Source organism: Allorhizocola rhizosphaerae, assembly GCF_003426775.1.
In the GTDB taxonomy this organism is placed as follows: Bacteria; Actinomycetota; Actinomycetes; order Mycobacteriales; family Micromonosporaceae; genus Allorhizocola; species Allorhizocola rhizosphaerae.
Map to the genome: position 1 here is coordinate 1 of NZ_QJUG01000035.1, position 18,928 is coordinate 18,928.

Here is an 18,928-nt window from a genome sequence, read left to right on the forward strand (position 1 = left end):
CCGCGGCCGTGGCCTCCGGGCTGGTCCCGATCGCGCACGCCAACGACGGCCTCGGCTCGGTGCGCATCCCGGCGGCGTGCTGCGGGCTGATCGGGCTCAAGCCGGGGCGCGGCGTGCTGCCGGTGGAGCTCGGCGCGGGCTCGGCCGAGCACTGGTTCGGCCTGACCGAGCACGGCATCCTGGCCACGACCGTGGCCGACGCGGCGCTCGGGTTTGCGGTGCTGTGCGGGCGCACGCCCCAGCCGCTGAGCCAGCCGGACCGGCTTCGCGTGGCGGTGTCGCTGCGCTCTCCCCTGGAGGGTGTCCGCCCGGACGAGGGCAACCGCCACGCCGTGCACACCGCGAGCAAGCTGCTTGTCGACAGCGGGCACGATACCGTCACCTCCGACCCTTTGTACCCGAGATCGCTTGGCGTGCGCGGCATGCTCACCTGGTTCGCGGGCGCATACCGCGACAGCGTCGAGTCCGGGTTGGACAGGCAGCGGCTGCAGCCCCGCACCCGCAGGCACATCCGGATGGGCGAATGGGCGTGGCGGCGCGGTTACGTGCGCGAGGAAGACCGACGGGCGTTGCGCGAGATGTCCCTGCGCTTCTTCGCCGACAACGGGTTCGACCTGCTGGTGACCCCATCCCTGGCGCACGCGCCGCTGATCGCCCGGCAATGGCACCGGCGCGGCTGGGCGGCCAACGTGCTGGCCAACGCGCGCTACGCGCCCTATGCGGCCCCGTGGAACATCGCCGGGCTGCCGGCCCTGGTCGTGCCGGTGGGGCTGCGGCCCGACGGCCTGCCCGCGTCGGTCCAGTTGGTCGGGCCCCCGGGCTCGGAGCTCCTGCTGCTGGCCGTGGCGGGCCAATTCGAGCTGGCCTCCCCGTGGCGGCGGCACGCGCCCGGATACCCCCGAGCGATTTAGGCGTTACCGAGGCCGTGGTGGGAATATCAGAGGCGTGATGCCCCACTTGATCAGCCTCTCCGACGTCGAAGCGGCCCGAGAGCTGCTTCAAGGCGTCATCCGGAGCACCCCGCTGGAGCCGTGCCGGCCGCTGACCGCCAAGCTGGGCGGGCCCGCGTGGCTCAAGTGCGAAAACCTGCAGCGCGCCGGGTCATACAAGGTGCGCGGCGCCTATGTGCGGATCGCGCGCCTGTCCGACGAGGAGCGCGCCCGGGGCGTCGTGGCGGCGAGCGCCGGCAACCACGCCCAGGGCGTGGCGCTCGCGGCCGGGCTGACCCACACCAAGGCCACCGTCTTCATGCCGATCAACGCGCCGCTGCCCAAGGTGGCCGCGACCAAGGGCTATGGCGCGGCGGTCGAGCTTTCCGGGTCCACAGTGGACGAGGCCCTCGTCGCCGCGCAGGAGTTCGCCGACCGCACGGGCGCCGTCTTCATCCACCCGTTCGACCATCCGGACGTGATCGCCGGGCAGGGCACGGTCGCGCTCGAAATCCTTGAGCAGTGCCCGGACGTGGGCACGATCATCACGGCCATCGGCGGGGGCGGGCTCATCTCGGGCATGGCGGTCGCGGCCAAGGCGCTCAAACCCGACGTTCACATCGTGGGGGTACAGGCGGCGGGTGCGGCTGCGGTGCCGCCGTCGCTGCGCGCGGGCGCACCGGTGCGGATAAAAAACATCTCGACGATCGCCGATGGGATCGCGGTCGGCCGGCCGGGTGATCTGACCTTCGCCCACATCAGCAAGCTCGTCGACGAGGTCGTGACGGTCACCGACGAGGAGATCGCGCGGGCCCTGCTGATGCTGCTCGAACGGGGCAAGCTGGTGGCCGAGCCGGCGGGAAGCGTTGGCGTGGCGGCGCTCCTGGCGGGCGCGGCGCACATCAGCAAGCCGGTGGTGGCCGTGGTCTCGGGCGGCAATATCGATCCGCTGCTCCTGCTGCGCGTGATCGAGCGCGGGCTGTCGGCGGCCGGGCGCTACCTGCACGTGACCGTGCGCTGCTCCGACCGGCCGGGCTCGCTGGCCGAGCTGCTCACACAGATCGCCTCGCAGCGGGCCAACGTGCTCGACGTCTCGCACCAGCGGCACAACCCTCACCTGCACCTGGGCGAGGTGGAGGTGGTGCTGTCGGTGGAGACCCGCGGCGCGGAGCACTCCGATCGCCTGATCCGCTCGCTGCGCGACGCGGGCTACACCGTCTTCACTGACCACGAATAACCGCGGCCCCGGCCAGCCCACCGTCTATGAGCTGGCCGAGGGGCCGAAGGCACTCGCGGAACTGGGGCGCGGCCACCGTGGGGCAAGCCCGCACTGCTGCCCTGAGCCCCGCTGCGAGAAAAACTCAGCCCGAGAACGGCTCGAACTTGACCACGGTGACCTTGATTTCCGCGCCGCTGGGGGCGGTGTAGGTCACGGTCTGGCCGGAGCGCGCGCCGAGAATCGCCTGCCCCAGCGCGGATTCCGGCGAATACACGGTCAGGTCGGTGGTGGCGGCGATCTCGCGCGACCCGAGCAGGAACGTCTCCGTGTCGTCGGCGTCGTCGTCGAAGTGGATCGTCACCACGTTGCCCACGGCCACGCGATCGCTGGTCGGGGCCTCGCCCACCTGCGCCACCCGCAGCAGCTCCTGCAGGTAGCGGATCCGCGCCTCGGCCTTGCCCTGCTCCTCGCGGGCGGCATGGTATCCACCGTTTTCGCGCAGGTCTCCCTCCTCGCGCCGAGCATTGATCTCGGCCGCCATGGCGGGCCGGGCGGCGATGAGCTCATTGAGCTCAGCCTGCAGCCGGTCATGCGCGTCTTGGGACAACCAGGTGGCATCGGGCGTGGACACGGGAGTACTCCTGCTGCTTCTTGGGGACGAAAGTACTAATTTACCAGCGGATCACGCTGGGCGGCAGCCCTTCACCTCGCCCGTGATCGGGCGGGTGCGGGTGGCCAGGCGGTGGGTCACGACCGTGCGGCCGGCGTCCGGCCCGGGCGTGACCGTGACCTCTTCGCGGCCCGTCTCGGCACCCGTGGCGTCCCGGGCGCGCACGACGCACACCGCCTTGCCGTCCCGGGGGAGCCGGACCATGAACGTGACCACAACCTGGTTTTCGGTGATGTCGGTGAAGCCGGTGACCGAGTGGGAGTAATCGCCGTCACCGTATGCGTTGTACAAATTTACCCCGACGAGGATCGCCGCGGCGGCAAGGCACACCGCTGCCACCACGCCCAGCCAGCGAGGAGTCCGTCGCCCTTCCCGCCTGCGGCCGTACCGGCCGGGCGGGAAGATTGTCGTCTCGCGTGATGTTGTGGCAGGAGTCTCAGGCACCCGCGGCATCCTTTTGTCAGAGGGTTCGGGAAGACTATTGGCGTCTGAGACAAAGTTTGACACGAGCCGGCCAGTGCGGCCGGAAGCGGATGGAAACGGCCCGAGCGGCCGAGGCGGACAGGAGCGGCCCGAGCGGCCGGGATCGGAATCGGAGAGACCTTATGGAATTGCGGCTCATGGCTGTCCACGCGCACCCGGACGACGAGTCGTCCAAGGGCGCCGCGACCATGGCGCGTTATGTCCGTGAGGGCGTGGATGTCCTCGTGGTCACCTGCACGGGCGGTGAGCGCGGCGACGTGCTCAACCCGAAGATGGACCGTCCCGAGGTGAAGGAGAGCATCACCGAGATCCGCCGGGCCGAGATGGCCCGCGCCCGCGAGATCTTGGGCGTCAAGCAGGCCTGGCTGGGCTTCGTGGACTCGGGCTGGGTGGAAAATTACGACCCGGCCGACCCCAGCGGGCTGCCTGAGGACGCCTTCGCCCGGGTGCCGGTCGAGCAGGCCGCCGAGCCGCTGGTCAAGCTGATCCGCGAGTTCAAGCCGCAGGTGATCCTGACCTACGACGAGGAGGGTGGCTACCCACACCCCGATCACATCCACACCCACGTGATCAGCATGGCGGCGTTCGAGGCGGCGGGCGATCCCGACCGCTATCCCGAGGCCGGCGCGCCGTGGCAGCCGCTCAAGCTCTACTACCACATGGGCTTCACCCGCTCCCGGGTCGTGGCGCTGCACGAGGAGCTGCTCGCGATGGGTGAGGACTCGCCCTACGGCGAGTGGCTGGCCAACTGGGACGACAAGGACGACAAGTCGGACCGGGTGACCACCCGCGTGCCGTGCGGCGAGTTCTTCGAGCTGCGCGACGACGCGCTGCGGGCGCACGAGACGCAGATCGACCCCGACGGGTTCTGGTTCCGGGTGCCGCTGTCGGTTCAGCGCAGGCGATGGCCGACCGAGGATTACGAGCTCGTCCGCTCCCTCGTAGACTCAACAGTGCCAGAGGATGACCTGTTCGCCGGTGTGCACACGCCGGCCGATGTCAAGGGTTGACGTTCATGTGGGAGCTATTGGCCGACAACAACTTCGGTGACACCAGATCGGGTGACGGCCTTGCGGGACCGATGGCCCTGCTTGTCATACTGCTCCTGGCCGTGGCCACGATCTTCTTGATCCGCAACATGAACTCCAGGCTGAAGCGACTGCCTGAGTCGTTCCCCCCGAGTGACGATTCAGATGGGAACAACGCCTAAGGACTGTTACGTCGGGCTCATTAGTGTGTAGCGTTCCGGCCAGTTGGTGTCGCTACCGCAGCGCACTTGTGGGCGGGCAGTGCTGACTTGAGGGGCCTTGAGTTGGGCAAATGGCGGGAGAGGCTGGGGCGGAGGGTCGGGACGACCGGCCTGCCGCGCGCCGCTCTGCGCTTCGTCGCGATCCAGACGATCTTAGCGCTGATCGTCTCGATTGGACTACCGCACCTGAGTGGTCATCGCCAGCACGGCCTCCCCGGCGAAGCCGTGCTGTTCGTGGTCGTGGTCGCGTTGGTGATCCTGGCCAACCTGTTCGGGCTGCGGATGCGGGTCGGAAACACGACAATCAGCGTGGCGTGGGGTGAGGCCGCGGTCATTGTCGGTTTCACCCTGATTCCCGCGGCGTGGATGCCCGCGACGGTCGGCGTCGGCATCCTGATCGGCACGTCCCTGCGCGGCATGTTGGGCGACCGGCGCAGCCCGTTCGAGGTGCTGCGGGCGACCGGTGCGCTGACCCTGTCCGCCGGGTTCGCCTCGATCATTTTGGTCGGCAGCGGCGTCGAGAAGGTCGGCCTGCTCGACCCGCGCACCGCGCTGGCCCTGTCCGGCGTGGCCGTGATCTATCTGCTGAGCACGCTGGTGCTGCTCGCGGCCTACCTGCGGGCACGCGACGATCAAAACATCCTGGGCGTCGTGCTGCGGGCGCTGCGCGGCTCGCCCATCATGATCGTCGGCAACCTGGCGCTCGGCCTGCTTGCCGCGCTGCTGTGGCAGATCCAGGAGCAGCGCATCTTCCTGCTGGTGCTGCCGCCGCTGCTGTGGTTGATGCACCAGCTGTACGCGCATCGCCTCCGCGAGGACGAGGAGCGGCGCACCTGGCACGCGTTCGCGCTGGCCAGCCGCTCACTGCACCGCCTGGACGAGATCGCGGTCGCGCAGGAGGGGGTGCGCTCGGCCCGTGCCCTGTTCGGCGTGCGCCGGGTCGAGCTGGCGGTGTTCGGCTCGCATATGCGCTATGTGCTGGACGCCCGCTCCACGCAGGTCGCGATCGTCGCCGAGGGTGCTGTCCAGCCCGTGCCCGCCGACGACGGCTTCGACCCGCCCCCGGTGACCAAGCCACTGGAGGTGGCGGGCGGCCCGGTCGGCCTGCTGACCCTCACGCCCACCCGCGCCGCCGGCTGGAGCGCCAACGACCAGCACCGGCTGGCCGCGTTCGGCGACGCGCTGCACGACGCCGCGACCCACAGCGCGCTGCGCGACCTGCACGAGCGCACCACCTACGAGTCGCTGCACGACCCGCTGACCCGCCTGCTCAACCGCGATGCGCTGCTCGACCGCGGGCACGCGCTGCTGCGGGCGTGCGCGCCGGACCGGCCGGTGGCGCTGGTCCTGCTCGACCTGGACAACTTCAAGTCCGTCAACGACACGCTGGGCCACCTGGCAGGCGACGAGCTGCTGCAGCGCACGGCATCGCGGCTGTCCGCCGACGCCGAGGTCTCCGAGCTCGTGGCCCGGCTCGGCGGCGACGAGTTCGCGCTCCTGATCACCGACCTGCCGCTTCCGTCGCGTGTGGACGGTGTCGATCCGCTGGAAGCGGCCGGGGCGGTGGCGCTGCGACGGGCGCGCGCCCTGACGGCGAGCCTGGCCACGCCCATCGAGGTCGCGGGCGTGATGCTGTCGGTCGAGGTGACCGCGGGCATCGTGGTGGCGACGGCCGGCCCGGTGGACCTGATCGAGCTGCTCCGCCGCGCCGACATCGCGCTCTATCAGGCCAAGGAGTCGGGCGTGCGGACCATGACCTATCAGGCCGGGCGCGACGACACCAGCACCGACCGGCTCGCGCTGGTGGCCGAGATGGCGGTGGCCCTGTCCAAGACCGATCAGCTCAGCGTCGTGCTGCTGCCAACGGTCGACCTGCCGACGGGCGAGCCGATCGGGGTGGAGGCGCTGATCCGGTGGGAGCACCCGCGCCGCGGGCAGTTGATCCCCAAGGATTTCCTGCGCGCCGTCGAGGCCAGCGACCTGCTGGGCCAGTTCACCCGGCACGTGCTCGATCTGGCCCTGGCCAGTGCGGCGCAGCTGGCCGAGGCCGGGCTGCGGCTGCCCATGTCGGTGAACCTGTCCCCGCGCAGCCTGCTCGACCAGCAACTGCCCACCGATCTCGCCGAAATGCTGCAGCGGCACGGGGTACCGGCTGGGGATCTGGTTTTGGAAATCATCGAAACCGTGGCGCTCAGCCCGCTGCGGGTGACCGACCAGGTGATACACGCGTTGCGGGCGCTGGGCGTGCGGTTCGCGGTGGACGACTTCGGCACCGGCTATTCGTCGCTGACCTTCCTCACCCGGATCGCGGTCGACGAGCTCAAGGTTGACCGGACGTTCGTGGCGCGGATGGGCGAGTCGAAGGAGGCGGCCGCGATCGTGCGGGCGGTCGTCGATCTCGGCAAGCGGTTGGGCATCCGGGTGGTGGCGGAGGGCGTGGAGAGCGCCGAGCAGCGGGCGGCGCTGGTGCGGCTCGGCTGCGATGCGGGGCAGGGCTTCCACTTCGCGCGGCCGGTGCCGACCACCGAGATCGTCGATGTGCTGGCCCGGATCAAGGCGGCCGCGCGGCCCATTCGTGTGGTGAAGGCACGCCAGGTTGGGTGAGTTCGGGACCGTTGGCACCGCCGTGGTGATGTTCGCTGCTACCAATGTGGACGATCTCGTGGTGCTGACCGTGCTGTTCCTGTCGGCGCGTGCCACCGGACGGCCCCGGCCGTGGCAGATCTGGGCGGGTCAATATTTGGGCATCGCGGCGCTGGTCGCGATCTCCGTGGTGGCCGCGCTCGGCCTGAGCGTCGTGCCGGATCGCTGGGTGTTCCTGCTGGGGCTGGTGCCGCTGGCGCTGGGCGTGCGTGGGCTGATCGCGGCCTGGCGCGATCGCGACGGCGCAGAAGTGCCCGTGGCCAACGGCGCGGTGGCCGTGGCGGGCGTGACGATCGCGAACGGGGCCGACAACATCTCGGTGTACACGCCGGTGTTCCGCACGATCGGGGCCGTGCCGACGGCCGTGACCATCGCGGTGTTCGCGGTCGGCGTGACGGTGTGGTGCCTGGCGGGAGCGTGGCTCGGCTCCCATCGGCGGGTCATCGGGCTGGTCGAGCGCTACGGCCGGTGGGTCGTGCCGGTCGTCTTTATCGTGCTCGGCCTGGTCATTTTGTTCTCGGGCGGGTAGCCGGCCGACGCGGAGACGGGGGCCGATCCGGTCGATGATCCGCAGGCGTTCTCACCGCGAAAACCGCCGCGCCACGTAATGTCCGTGTTGCGGTCATAGGATCAACTTGCCAGGGATGGGAGCCGACCATGCGAGTAATGGTGTTGATAAAGGCCGACGAACGGGCCGAGGCGGGCGAACTGCCCGACCAGAAATACCTCGAAGCGATGCTCAATTACAACGAGGAGCTCGTCAAGGCCGGTGTGCTGCTGGCCGGGGAGGGGCTGGCCCCCACCTCGCGGGGCAAGCGCGTGCGCTTCAAGGACGGCAGGACGACCGTCATCGACGGCCCGTTCACCGAGACCAAGGAGCTGCTCGCGGGTTACTGGCTGTGGCAGGTCAGGTCGATGGAGGAGGCCGTCGAGTGGGTCAAGCGGATCCCGGTCCCCGAGGGTTACGAGCAGGAGGAGGGTGTGGTCGAGATCCGCGAGGTGTTCGAGCCCGAGGAGTTCGGCGACACCATGACGCCCGAGATGCAGGAGAAGGACCGGCAGTGGCGCTCGGCCGGGAACCAATAGCGTGGATGTCAAGCGGACCGTCGACGCGGTCTGGCGGATGGAGTCGGCACGCCTGATCGCCGGGCTGGCGCGGATGACCCACGACGTGGGCTTGGCCGAGGAGCTGGCACAGGACGCGTTGGTGTCCGCTTTGGAGCAATGGCCGCAGTCGGGTGTGCCGGACAACCCCGGCGCCTGGCTCATGGCGGTGGCCAAGCGCCGCGCCATCGACCTGTTCCGGCGCAACGCCGTGCTCGAACGCAAGATCGTGGAGCTGGGCCACGCGCTGCCGGAGGCCGAGGACTTCGCGTTCGAGCCCGACCACATCGAAGACGATCTGCTGCGCCTGGTGTTCATCTCGTGCCATCCGGTGCTGCCGACGCAGTCGCGAGTCGCGCTCACCCTGCGCCTGCTGGGCGGGCTGAGCACAGAGGAGATCGCGCGGGCCTTTCTCGCGCAGGAGCCGACGGTCGCGCAACGCATCGTCCGGGCGAAGAAAAGCCTTGTGGGGGTACCGTTTGAGCCTCCAGCCGCGAGCGAGCGCCCCGAGCGGCTGGCGTCCGTGCTTGAGGTCATCTATCTGATCTTCAACGAGGGATACTCGGCCACCGCGGGCGACGACTGGATCCGGCCGTCCCTGTGTGAGGAGGCCATGCGCCTCGGCCGCATCCTCGCCGGCCTCATGCCCGACGAGCCCGAGGTGCACGGCCTCGTCGCGCTCATGGAGCTGCAGGCCTCACGGCTGCGCGCCCGCACGGGGCCCGACGGGCAGCCGATCCTGCTGCTGGACCAGAATCGCGCGCTGTGGGATCGGGTGCTCATCAAGCGCGGCCGGACGGCCCTTGAGCGCGCGGCCAAACTGGGCGGAACCCTTGGGCCGTATGGCCTTCAGGCCGCGATCGCCGCGTGCCACGCCAGGGCGCTCACCGCCGGGGAGACCGACTGGGCCCAGATCGCGGACATCTACGAGCAGTTGGCCAAGCTCATGCCGACGCCCGTCATCGAGCTCAACCGGGCGGTCGCGGTGTCCATGGCGTTCGGGCCGCAAACCGCGCTCGAAATCGTGGAACCGCTCGCCGAGTCGCTTTCGGACTATCACCCATTTCATGTGGTACGAGGCGACCTGCTCGCGAAGCTGGGCCGGGTTGCCGATGCGCGTTCGTCCTTTGCCCGCGCGGCCGAGCTGACCCGCAACACGCGGGAGCGCGACGTGCTGTTGGAGCGGGCCCGCACGGGACGCTAGCGGTCGTTTCCGGACGGTGGCACGCGGGTAAGCGTCCGCATGGAATCAACACGGCACACGGCCGGGCAGGCGCGAGAGGAGGCCACGCGGTCCGGCGACCAGCCGCGGCGGGCGGAGGGCCAAGGCGAGGCGCCCGCAGCCACGAGGCTCAGCCGTTGGCGTCCCAGCTGGTTGCTTGAGCTGTATGCGACATGGGTTGTCTGGCTGCGCTGGTTTGTGGTGGCGTTTTGGACGGCGGCGGTCGCGGCGGCCGTGCTGTATCTGCCCCCGCTCGGGCACGGCGGCAGCGACCTGGAACAGCTGGTGTCGGGCGACAACCCGGCGGCGCAAAGCGAGCTGCGCTCGTTCGAGAAGTTCGGGTTCCCGCTGCTGAGCCGGATCGCGGTGGTGCAGCGTAACCCGGACGGGCTGCCGGTGGCCACGCAGGTCGAGGCAGTGCAACGGGCACGCGAGGTGAGCGAGGGCGCATATCCCGACATCAAGCCCATCGTGGCGGCCGTGCCGGTCGCGAACACGCTGAAACTGCTTCCCGGGTCGGCGGAAAGCGGCACCACCATCATCACGCTGCTGTTCGCCGAACCGGATGCCGGCTTCAAGGCCCAGGCGGACGCGGCGCAGCGGTTCGCCGAAAACCATTATGGCGCGGGCGATTCGGTGATCGGTGTGACGGGATCGGTTCCCGCGCGGGTGGAGCAGGGCCGCATCGTGCTCGGATCGCTGACGTGGCTGGAGATCGCGACGGTGGTGGCGGTGTTTCTCATCGTCGCGTTCGCGTTTCGGTCGGTGACCGCCGCGGTGCTCGCCCTGGGTGTGGCCGGTGTCGCCATCGTGCTCACGCTCCATATTGGAGGATATCTTGCGGACCGCCTGGGCGTCCCCGTGCCCCAGGAGACACAGCCGTTGTTGGTCGCGCTGCTGCTCGGGGTGGTAACCGATTACGTGGTCTTCTACCTGTCCGCCGTGCGGGCGGAGCTCGCGTCCGGCATCGGCCGGCTGGAGGCCGCCGAGACGGCGACGGCCAAGTTCACGCCCATCATCGCGACCGCCGGTGCGACCGCGGCGGCCGGCACGGCGGCGCTGATTGTCGCCGGATCGCCGACGTTCCGGGCGTTCGGGCCCGGTATGGCGCTGGCTGTGCTCATCGGCATGCTCGTGGCCGTGACGCTGGTGCCCGCGCTGATTGCGATCTTCGGCCGGCGGGTGGCGGGATCGGCGCGTGAGGCGCGGGCCTCCGCATCGAGTGGGTGGTTCGCGCGGTTGCTCACCCGTCCGGCGGTCGCTTTCGTTGTGCTGGCGGTGAGCGTGGGCGGGCTTGTCGCGGCGGCCGTGCCCATGCGCGACCTGAAACTCGGAGTGTCCTTTGTGGAGTCGCTGCCCGCGGACAACCCGGCGCGGTTGGCGGCGGCACAGGCCGAAACCGGTTTCGCCAACGGCATCCTGTCGCCCACGGAATTGCTCGTGCAGGGGTCCGGGCTCGGCGGGCGTGAGGCCGAGCTGGGCCGTCTGCGGGAGTCGCTTGCGCGCCAAGAAGGTGTGGCCGCCGTGATCGGGCCGGGCGACGGTCTCGTCCCCGAGATACGCGAGGTGTTCCAGGCGGCCGATGGCACGGCGGTGCGCTACCTGCTTGTGCTGTCGGACGAACCGCTGGGCGCTCGCGCGGTACAGAATATGGCGAAGTTGGAAAACGCGTTGCCGGGCATGTTGCAATCGGCGGGGCTGGCCGGGGCCGAGGCCAGTCTCGGCGGCGACACGGCGATAGCGAAGGACGTCGTCGACCAGACGGTGCGGGATCTTGGCCGCATCGCGCTGGCCGCCCTCGCCGCGAACCTGTTGTTCCTCATGCTTTTCCTGCGTGCGTTCGTGGCGCCGGTCGGCCTGCTGGCATGCAGCGTGCTCGCGATCGGGGCGACGCTTGGCCTGACCACATGGGTGTTCCAGGGTGTGCTGGGGCACGACGGGCTGACGTTCTATGTCCCGTTCGCGGCGGCGGTTTTGTTGGTGGCGCTCGGTTCCGACTACAACATCTTCGGAATCGGCCCGGCGTGGAAGGAGGCGCGAGCGCGCCCGCTGCGCGAGGCGCTCGCGATCACGCTGCCGGAGTCGGCGCGCGCGATCCGGACGGCGGCCTTCACGCTCGCGGTGAGCTTCGGCCTGCTGGCGCTGGTGCCGCTGCGGCCGTTCCGGGAGTTGGCCTTCGCCCTGTCGGTGGGCATCCTCATCGATGCTTTTGTGGTGCGTTCGCTGCTCGCGCCCGCCCTGCTGACCGTCATGGAACGGGTGGGCCAGCGGCGACACGAGCGTGTGCAGCCGTGACACCCCCGCGCCACCATCCCATGGCCTCGATCCACCAGGTCATGCCCGCTTCGGCGTAGGGCGCGATGTCGGCAGCGCTTGTGGATGCCCCTTCGACCGCGATGTCCCGCTTGCCCCCTTCTGCCGGGCGGTCGCCCGCGGAGGCCACACGGCCGTGATATGACCGCGGGCCATCGGTGGCCGAGGCGAGACGACCGCCACCCTGTATCACCGCGGCTGCTTGGGCGAAGTCTTCGACCGGTGGGTTGTGCACGCGCTGGTCGGCGAAGGTGGGCATCCCCCCGTCGAAGCGGGCGGCCCGCCGTAGGCCCGCCCGGTTGGGCCAGCGGCCACCGCACCAGATGGGAAACTCCCGGTTGAGCCGGGCCAGGCCCGCGTCCAGAGCGCGCCCCCGGGCCCGCAGATCCGGGTCCAGCCCGAACTCGCTGTATTCGCGGTCCATCGAGCCGATCGTGGCCACGATGGTCAGCCGCCCGCCAGACAGGGCCGACAGCGCGGTCAGGTCCTGCGCGATGTCCTGGAACTGGCGCCGGGGAAGCGCCACGGTGAGGATGATCCGCAGGCGGGACGTTGCCGTGGCGATGGCGGCGGCGGTGACCGTGGAGCTCGTCACGGGCCAGTCGGGCTGGTGATAAAGCACGTGATCCCACAGGTGGACGCCGTCCCAGCCGTGCCGCTCAGCCGCCACCGCTAGATCAAGAAGTGTCCGAGGATCACCGAACTCACCGACCGTTGGCAGGCCCACCGCGTACCGCGTTTGCATGGTCAACAGCCTAGCCTCGGCGCGGTGGCGTTCGATCCGGCTAGAATCGCCGGGTGGCAGAGAGCATTCCCGGGACCGCCCGCAGCACCAGGCAGCGCGGGGAGATCCTCACCATCCTGCGCGAGACCGAGGACTTCAAGACGGCCCAGCAGCTGTTCGCCGACCTCAGGCAGCAGGGCAGCAAGATCGGGCTCACCACGGTCTACCGCAACCTGCAGGCCCTGGCCGACGCGGGCGAGGCCGACACCATGCGCCTGCCCAACGGCGAGCAGCTCTACCGGCTCTGCGGGCAGGGCCGCCACCACCATCACCTGGTCTGCCGCAACTGCGGCCGCACGATCGACATCGAGGGCCCGGCGGTGGAGAAGTGGACCGAGCGGGTGGCCGACGAGCACGGCTTCACCGACGTCTCGCACACCCTGGAGATCTTCGGCACGTGCGCCACGTGCGCCGCCGAGAGTCGCTGATCCGACAGCGCGCCTGCAACCTTTCCCGACGCGATGGCGTGTGTCAGTATGCAGGCGATCCGGCGGGGAGGAACTCATGAGGCGTTTGGTGGTCATCGTATGCGCGGCCACGCTGATCGGCGCGTGCAAGCCTTCCTCGTCCACATTCGACAGTGCGACGACGCCTTCCGTTGCGCCCGTTGTGGATTCGAGCCCGATAGCCTCGCCCACACCATCGCCGTCGCCTTCCTTGGAGACGCCACCGGCCTCGCCGTCGCCCGCCAAGCCCGCCTGCAAGGAGGGCAAGCATCAGTTGGAGGTCGAGCAGGCGCTCAACGAGCTGGGCGGCTACGGCAAACTTTCGGCCGATGGGCAGCAGTCCGATGCGGACTGCGTGGCGATCAAAAAATTCCAGACCCGATTTGGCCTTCGGCCGATTGATGGTGTACCGGGCGGAGCCACGCTCAACGTCGCAAAGCGTTTGCTGGCAAGCGATCCCGGGCGCTGCGGCGCCGGGTCCGGACTGACCGCGTGCATCGACCTGACCCACCAGACGACGTGGATTATGCGCGACGGCAAGGTGATCCACGGGCCGACGGTGACCCGGACCGGATACGACCACCCCGACGGCAAGGGTGCGCCCACGCCCGCCGGAAGCTTCAAAATCATCGAGCGGCAGCGCAGCAACTACACCGAGTCGTTCGACGTGTACCTGCACTACTGGCAGCGCATCATGGGCAACAACGGATTCCACGAGACGACTTCGTACATCCACGACATGTCGCTCGGCTCGCACGGGTGCGTCAACCTGTTGAAGTCCGACGCCATCGCCTACTGGGAAACGCTGAAGGTGGGCACGCCCGTCAAGGTGTTCGGCCGCCGCCCGGGGACATGACGACCTTGTAACCTACGGGTACTCTGCCCGTCATGACCACGGAACCCATTGCACCAGAGTCGCCGACGGCGGTGGAGCCCACGCCGGCGGCCGACGTGCAGGCCAATTTTCAGCAACGCGGGCGCGAAGCGGTGGAGCGGATCAACGATGCGGCACACCGGGCCGGTGACGCCGTCGAGCGCGCCATCGTGCGGGTGCGCAACACGGCCGCGCTTACCGAGGAGCGCGGCGTGACCACCATCGCCGACGAGGTCGTCGGCAAAATCGCCGGAATCGCGGCGCGCGAAATCGCCGGCGTGCACGACCTCGGCGGCGACTTCGCCCGCGGCTTCGCCTTCCTCACGCAGCGGATCGGGCTCGGCGACGCCGACGGCGGAAGCGAATCCGATCGCGGCGTGCGGGTCCGTCTGGAGGGCACCACGGCCATCATCGACATGACGATCGTCATCGAGTTCGGCTACGTCGTGCACTCGGTGACCGATGCGGTGCGCGTCAAGGTGATCGCCGCGGTCGAGAACATGCTCGGCCTGGAAGTCCTCGAAGTGAACATTCGAGTCGACGACGTACACGTCGCCGACGACAAGCCGGCCACGGCTTAGGCCGAAACCCGTTGCGGCTCAGGCGGCCCGGTGCACCATCAGGCGCGTGCGGGTGTGGCCGCCTTGAGCGCGACGAGCGGCGGCCGGCCGCGCGGGATGTCGAGTCCCCATTCGGTTTCGATCATGCCCTGCCCGTAGACGCCCGCATGGTGTTCGAGGCAACGCCACGGGATGGCACGACAAAGCACACGTCGACTACTGCGTCTTCATCCGCGGGTGCTACACGACGACCCACCCGTATATCCATGTGACGTCACGGGCTGCGTGAACGCATGGGACGAGGCCTGGTCAGATCCCACCCCCTTCAGATCAAAGTGGGTTCCCCGCGGATTGCGGGTTCGGGCAATCATCCACCCCACAGGTGTCTGTTTTAGTAGCATCTGGAATCGGAATCGGTTTTTATAACCTTCCTCACGTAAAGGCTGTTATCCGACAATCTAGCGGGTTGGATGTTGCATGATCCGATTTGAAGACCCGGCATGCGCCAATGAGGTGTACCCTTCGCGAGCGCCGGCCGAGCGGATGCATCAGGTGTTCGAGGCCGCGTGCGACCGGAATCCGGCGGCGGTGGCGCTCGAGTGCGCGGGTGAGCGGCTCACCTATCTGGAGCTGGACGTCAAGGCGAACCGGCTGGCGCATCATCTGCGCGGGCTCGGGATCGGCGCCGGCGCGCGGGTGGCCATCCTGCTCCACCGCTCCGTCGCAACGTATGTCGCGCTGCTGGGCGTGGGCAAGGCCGGCGCCGCGTTCGTGCCGATCGACCCGGAGTCGCCGCCCGACCGGGTCTCCTACATAGTTACAGACTCCAATGTCGACCTGTTGGTGACGTCATCGGGCCTCGCCGCCAAGCTGGGCGAGGTCGGCCGGCCCATGGTCGTGCTCGACGAAAGCGCCGACGCCTTGCAGGCCCTGCCCGCCGAACGGCCGCAACCGTGCGGTGATGTCGCCGACCCGGCCGCGTACATCATCTACACGTCCGGCTCCAGCGGCCGCCCGAAGGGTGTGGAGGTGGCGCAGTCGAGCATCTGCAACTTTCTGAGCATCGTGCCGGCACTCTACGACGTGCGCCCGACCGACCGTGTCTACCAGGGTATGACGATCGCCTTCGATTTCTCGATCGAGGAGATCTGGCCGACCTGGGCGGTCGGCGCGACGCTGGTGGCAGGCCCGACCGATTCCCGCCGGCTGGGCGCCGAACTGGCGGACTTCCTGGAGGAGTCGGGAATCACCGTTTTCTACTGTGTACCAACCCTGCTCGCGACGATCCCCCGCGACCTGCCGCTGATCCGTGCCTTGATGGTCGGTGGCGAGGCATGCCAGGGCCAGCTCGTGGAGCGATGGAGCCGTCCCGGGCGCAGGATTCTCAACACCTATGGGCCGACCGAGGCGACGGTCACGGCGATCTGGTGCGAGCTGCACCCGGGCCGCCCGGTCACCATCGGGCGCCCGCTGCCGACCTACTCCGTCGTGCTGCTGGACGAGCAGCGCCAGCTCGTCGCCGACGGCGATGTGGGCGAGATCTGCATCGGCGGGCCGGGCGTGGCCCGCGGCTATGTCGGGCGGCCGGAGCTCACCGCTGACCGGTTCATCGAGCATGCCCTCGCCCCGCCCGGCGGGAAGCTTTACCGTACTGGCGATCTGGGCCGCCTCACCAGCGACGGCGAGATCGAGTATCTGGGGCGGGCGGACGCGGAGGTCAAAATCCGCGGGCATCGCGTCGACCTGGGCGAGATCGAAAGTGTACTGCTAGAGGATCCGGACGTGTCCGAGGCCGTGGCCGCGCTCATGGGCACGCCCGGCGAGCTGGCGGCGTATGTGGTGTGCAAGGACGGCATCACCGAAGACGCTTTGGTGGCACGGCTTTCCGAGACCCTGCGCGGCCGGCTGCCAGCCTACATGGTGCCGTCCTATCTCGACATCGTCGCCGACCTGCCCACCATGCCCAGCGGCAAGGTCGACCGCAGCCGGCTCCAACCGCCAACCGGTCGGCGCCTGACCGCGGCCGCGGGCGGCCCGATCGTCGTCGCCGACAGCGAGTTCGAGGAGCAGGTGCTCGCCGTCTGGTCGGACGCGTTCGGCATCGCGCCGCAGGAGCTTTCGGTCGAGGCAGACTTCTTCACCGACCTCGCGGGGCATTCGCTCCTCGCCGCCAGGGTGGTCACCCTGTTGCGAGAACGCGGCGTGGGCGCGAGCCCTGCCTTGCGCGACATCTACGATCATCCGACCATCCGCGGCCTGGCCGCGCATTTGCAGGCGAAGGCGGCAGCGCGCGAGACGACCGCGACCCGCCCGGCACCGCTGCGGCACGACAGCCGCCGGATCGCGCGCGCCGGATTCGGTCAAGCCATCGCGATTTATCTGCTCGCCCTCGTCGTGACCCTGCCCGTGTCCTATGTGTACACGCGCAACGACGGTGTCGTTTCGGTCCGCGTGCTCGTCCAACTCATGGCCGCGATCCTGGTCAGCTACCTGTCCGTGCGCTGGGTGGTGCCCCTGCTGTTCGCGCGGCCACTCGCGGCCGGGATCCGGCCGGGTCGATACCCGTTGTGGGGACTGACATACGTGCGCATCTGGGCGCTGAATCTGCTGATGACCATCGGGCCGCTGCCCATCTTCAGCGGATCCCCTTTGATGGCAACATATCTGCGCATGCTCGGAGCCAAGATCGGGCGCCGCACCACCATCGCCACGAGCGCGATCAGCCTCCCCACCATGCTTGAGGTCGGCGCCGACGCGTCGGTCGGTTACGGCGTCTCGCTTCGCCCGTGGCGTGTCGAGGACGGCTGGGTACACGTCGCACCGATCAAAGTGGACGATGGTGCCTTCGTCGGGGCCAACGCGGTGCTCGAACCCGGCTCCACGATCGGCGCGGGGGGCGCGCTCGGCGAGCAGTCCGCACTCGGCCAGGACGAGTCGGTCCCACCCGGCGCGCGCTGGGCGGGCTCACCTCCGCGGCCCACCGACGAACTCGCCCCTGTGGTCGAGAGCATGCTCACCTGCCGCGGCCGGCTGCGCGGCTGGCGCCCGCAGCACCTTGCCGCCGCGATGCTCGGACTGCTCGGGCTGGAGATTGTCGCGATTGGAATGATCGTGCCGAGCGTGGCGCTCGTGTGGTGGGCCCTGCTCAGCTGGGGCCTGCTCGCGGGTCTGCTCGCGACGCTCCTGGCCGGGCCGGTCTATGTGCTCACGGTCTGCGCCGTGGTCGCGCTCGGCAAGCGCATAGTCTTGCCACGCACTCCGGTGGGGATCCATCCCGTGCGCTCCGGACTTGGCGTCCGCAAATGGATAGCCGACAAGTTGCTGGAGTTCAGCCTCACGTTCACCAATTCGCTCTACTCCACGCTCTACACCGTGCCGTGGCTGCGGATCCTCGGCGCTCGCGTGGGCCGCGGCGCCGAGGTGTCCACCGCCGCGCACCTGGACCCCGATCTGCTCACGCTCGGCAGCGGAAGCTTTGTGGCCGACATGGCAAGCGTGGGCGCGGCAAGCTACGCCAACGGCCGGGTGGCTTTCCTGCCCACCGAAGTCGGCAGCCGCGCCTTTGTGGGCAACGCGGCGGTCGTGCCGGCCGGCACCAAACTTGGCGACGGATCGCTTGTCGGCGTGGGCACGCTGCCACCCGTGACCGGTGTCCCGGACGGGACCTCGTGGCTCGGCTCGCCCGCGATGCATTTGCCGCTGCGGCAAAGCAGCGGCTCCTATCCGGAGGAGCAGACGTTCCGGCCTCCCCGCAAGGCGGTGGTGCATCGGCTCGCCATCGAGTTCTTCCGGGTCACACTGCCGGCCTCGCTGCTGGGTGTGTCGTTCTATCTCTACCTGCTCGTGCTGTCGTGGCTCGCCCGTGGTCGCGATTTGGTTGTCCCGGCGGTGGTTTCGCCCTTCGTGGCGATCGCGGCGGGCGTGGCGATCGTCGCCTGTTGCGCAGCCATCAAACGCAATGTCGTTGGCACCTATCGACCGCGCGTCGAACCGTTGTGGAGCCCATTCGTGCGCCGCACCGAATTCGTGACCGGAATCTACGAGGCGGCAGCAGTGCCGGCCGGCGCGGGGATGCTTGTCGGCACGCCGTTCCTGCCGCCCGTGCTGCGCTGGTTCGGTGCGCGCGTCGGGCGGCGTACCTGGATAGGCACAACGTATTTGACCGAGTTCGACCTCGTCGTCATCGGCGACGACGCGTCGGTCGGCATCGAGGTGTCACTGCAAACTCACCTGTTCGAGGATCGCGTGATGAAAATGTCGGTGGTGACCGTCGGAGCGGGAGCCACGGTCGGCACCCGGGCGATCGTGCTTTACGACGCCGTGGTCGGCGACGATGTCGCGCTCAGCTCGCTTTCCCTGCTGATGAAGGGCGAGCATCTCACGCCCGGCACGTGCTGGCGCGGCCTGCCCGCCCAGGGTCTGGCTTAAAGGA

At 69.1% G+C, this 18,928-nt stretch carries 16 protein-coding genes; 12 read left to right on the forward strand and 4 right to left on the reverse strand.

Going from position 1 to position 18,928, the window contains the following annotated elements:
* Together DM816_RS09765 and ilvA are read left to right on the forward strand one after the other, a co-directional pair.
* A partial coding sequence (locus DM816_RS09765) for an amidase (protein ID WP_162907285.1) occupies positions 1-911 on the forward strand: 911 nt, incomplete at its 5' end.
* Between the two features lie 37 nt (positions 912-948).
* A complete protein-coding gene (gene ilvA / locus DM816_RS09770) occupies positions 949-2,166 on the forward strand; it encodes a threonine ammonia-lyase (protein WP_117209837.1) in 1,218 nt (405 codons plus the stop codon).
* Between the two features lie 124 nt (positions 2,167-2,290).
* Here the strand turns inward: ilvA and greA are convergent, their stop codons facing one another.
* Together greA and DM816_RS09780 are read right to left on the reverse strand one after the other, a co-directional pair.
* Positions 2,291-2,779: a transcription elongation factor GreA gene (greA, locus tag DM816_RS09775; RefSeq protein ID WP_117209838.1), complete on the reverse strand. Its 489-nt coding sequence runs from the start codon at positions 2,777-2,779 to the stop codon at positions 2,291-2,293.
* 51 nt (positions 2,780-2,830) lie between these two features.
* Positions 2,831-3,271, reverse strand: coding sequence for a DUF4307 domain-containing protein (locus DM816_RS09780; RefSeq protein WP_117209839.1), 441 nt, complete (start codon positions 3,269-3,271; stop codon positions 2,831-2,833).
* A 167-nt stretch (positions 3,272-3,438) separates the two neighbouring features.
* Here DM816_RS09780 and mca point away from each other — a divergent pair, with 167 nt between their 5' ends.
* The 6 genes from mca (at position 3,439) to DM816_RS09815 (ending at position 11,814) form a co-directional block, all read left to right on the forward strand.
* On the forward strand, positions 3,439-4,311 hold the full coding sequence (mca, locus tag DM816_RS09785) for a mycothiol conjugate amidase Mca (protein ID WP_211588622.1): 873 nt from the start codon (positions 3,439-3,441) through the stop codon (positions 4,309-4,311).
* 287 nt (positions 4,312-4,598) lie between these two features.
* The gene (locus tag DM816_RS09795; protein ID WP_162907286.1) at positions 4,599-7,154 is read left to right on the forward strand and encodes a putative bifunctional diguanylate cyclase/phosphodiesterase; all 2,556 of its coding nucleotides are present in this window, start codon (positions 4,599-4,601) and stop codon (positions 7,152-7,154) included.
* The gene (locus DM816_RS09800) at positions 7,147-7,722 is read left to right on the forward strand and encodes a cadmium resistance transporter (protein WP_246001782.1); all 576 of its coding nucleotides are present in this window, start codon (positions 7,147-7,149) and stop codon (positions 7,720-7,722) included. The genes DM816_RS09795 and DM816_RS09800 overlap by 8 nt, the downstream gene beginning before the upstream one ends.
* Before the next feature lie 128 nt (positions 7,723-7,850).
* Positions 7,851-8,279: a YciI family protein gene (locus DM816_RS09805; RefSeq protein WP_117209842.1), complete on the forward strand. Its 429-nt coding sequence runs from the start codon at positions 7,851-7,853 to the stop codon at positions 8,277-8,279.
* A 1-nt stretch (position 8,280) separates the two neighbouring features.
* Positions 8,281-9,501, forward strand: a complete 1,221-nt coding sequence (locus DM816_RS09810; protein ID WP_246001785.1) for an RNA polymerase sigma factor — start codon at positions 8,281-8,283, stop codon at positions 9,499-9,501.
* 39 nt (positions 9,502-9,540) lie between these two features.
* Complete coding sequence (locus tag DM816_RS09815) at positions 9,541-11,814, forward strand: MMPL family transporter (RefSeq protein WP_117209843.1); 2,274 nt, start codon at positions 9,541-9,543, stop codon at positions 11,812-11,814.
* On the opposite strand, the gene DM816_RS09820 is transcribed toward DM816_RS09815, so the two are convergent.
* Positions 11,768-12,577: an LLM class flavin-dependent oxidoreductase gene (locus DM816_RS09820; protein WP_117209844.1), complete on the reverse strand. Its 810-nt coding sequence runs from the start codon at positions 12,575-12,577 to the stop codon at positions 11,768-11,770. The genes DM816_RS09815 and DM816_RS09820 overlap by 47 nt on opposite strands.
* Positions 12,578-12,630: 53 nt before the next feature.
* On the opposite strand from DM816_RS09820, the gene DM816_RS09825 reads away from it, so the two are divergent.
* From DM816_RS09825 to DM816_RS09835, 3 genes are all read left to right on the forward strand, one after another.
* Entirely contained in the window at positions 12,631-13,044 is a 414-nt protein-coding gene (locus DM816_RS09825) for a Fur family transcriptional regulator (protein ID WP_117209845.1), read from the forward strand.
* A 76-nt stretch (positions 13,045-13,120) separates the two neighbouring features.
* Positions 13,121-13,918: a L,D-transpeptidase family protein gene (locus tag DM816_RS09830; protein WP_117209846.1), complete on the forward strand. Its 798-nt coding sequence runs from the start codon at positions 13,121-13,123 to the stop codon at positions 13,916-13,918.
* A gap of 32 nt (positions 13,919-13,950) precedes the next feature.
* The gene (locus DM816_RS09835; RefSeq protein ID WP_117209847.1) at positions 13,951-14,517 is read left to right on the forward strand and encodes an Asp23/Gls24 family envelope stress response protein; all 567 of its coding nucleotides are present in this window, start codon (positions 13,951-13,953) and stop codon (positions 14,515-14,517) included.
* A gap of 38 nt (positions 14,518-14,555) precedes the next feature.
* Here DM816_RS09835 and DM816_RS42360 read toward each other — a convergent pair whose 3' ends face one another.
* Positions 14,556-14,705 (reverse strand): hypothetical protein, encoded by a 150-nt coding sequence (locus DM816_RS42360; protein ID WP_162907287.1) that lies wholly within the window; start codon positions 14,703-14,705, stop codon positions 14,556-14,558.
* A 268-nt stretch (positions 14,706-14,973) separates the two neighbouring features.
* Here DM816_RS42360 and DM816_RS09840 point away from each other — a divergent pair, with 268 nt between their 5' ends.
* A complete protein-coding gene (locus DM816_RS09840; protein WP_211588619.1) occupies positions 14,974-18,924 on the forward strand; it encodes a Pls/PosA family non-ribosomal peptide synthetase in 3,951 nt (1,316 codons plus the stop codon).
* The last annotated feature ends 4 nt before the right edge of the window (positions 18,925-18,928 follow it).

Coding starts and splice junctions, on each gene's coding strand:
- ilvA (WP_117209837.1), top strand. CDS start 949: ATGCCCCACTTGATCAGCCTCTCCGACGTCGAAGCGGCCCGAGAGCTG.
- DM816_RS09780 (WP_117209839.1), bottom strand. CDS start 3,271: ATGCCGCGGGTGCCTGAGACTCCTGCCACAACATCACGCGAGACGACA.
- mca (WP_211588622.1), top strand. CDS start 3,439: ATGGCTGTCCACGCGCACCCGGACGACGAGTCGTCCAAGGGCGCCGCG.
- DM816_RS09805 (WP_117209842.1), top strand. CDS start 7,851: ATGCGAGTAATGGTGTTGATAAAGGCCGACGAACGGGCCGAGGCGGGC.
- DM816_RS09815 (WP_117209843.1), top strand. CDS start 9,541: ATGGAATCAACACGGCACACGGCCGGGCAGGCGCGAGAGGAGGCCACG.
- DM816_RS09820 (WP_117209844.1), bottom strand. CDS start 12,577: ATGCAAACGCGGTACGCGGTGGGCCTGCCAACGGTCGGTGAGTTCGGT.
- DM816_RS09830 (WP_117209846.1), top strand. CDS start 13,121: ATGAGGCGTTTGGTGGTCATCGTATGCGCGGCCACGCTGATCGGCGCG.
- DM816_RS09835 (WP_117209847.1), top strand. CDS start 13,951: ATGACCACGGAACCCATTGCACCAGAGTCGCCGACGGCGGTGGAGCCC.
- DM816_RS09840 (WP_211588619.1), top strand. CDS start 14,974: ATGATCCGATTTGAAGACCCGGCATGCGCCAATGAGGTGTACCCTTCG.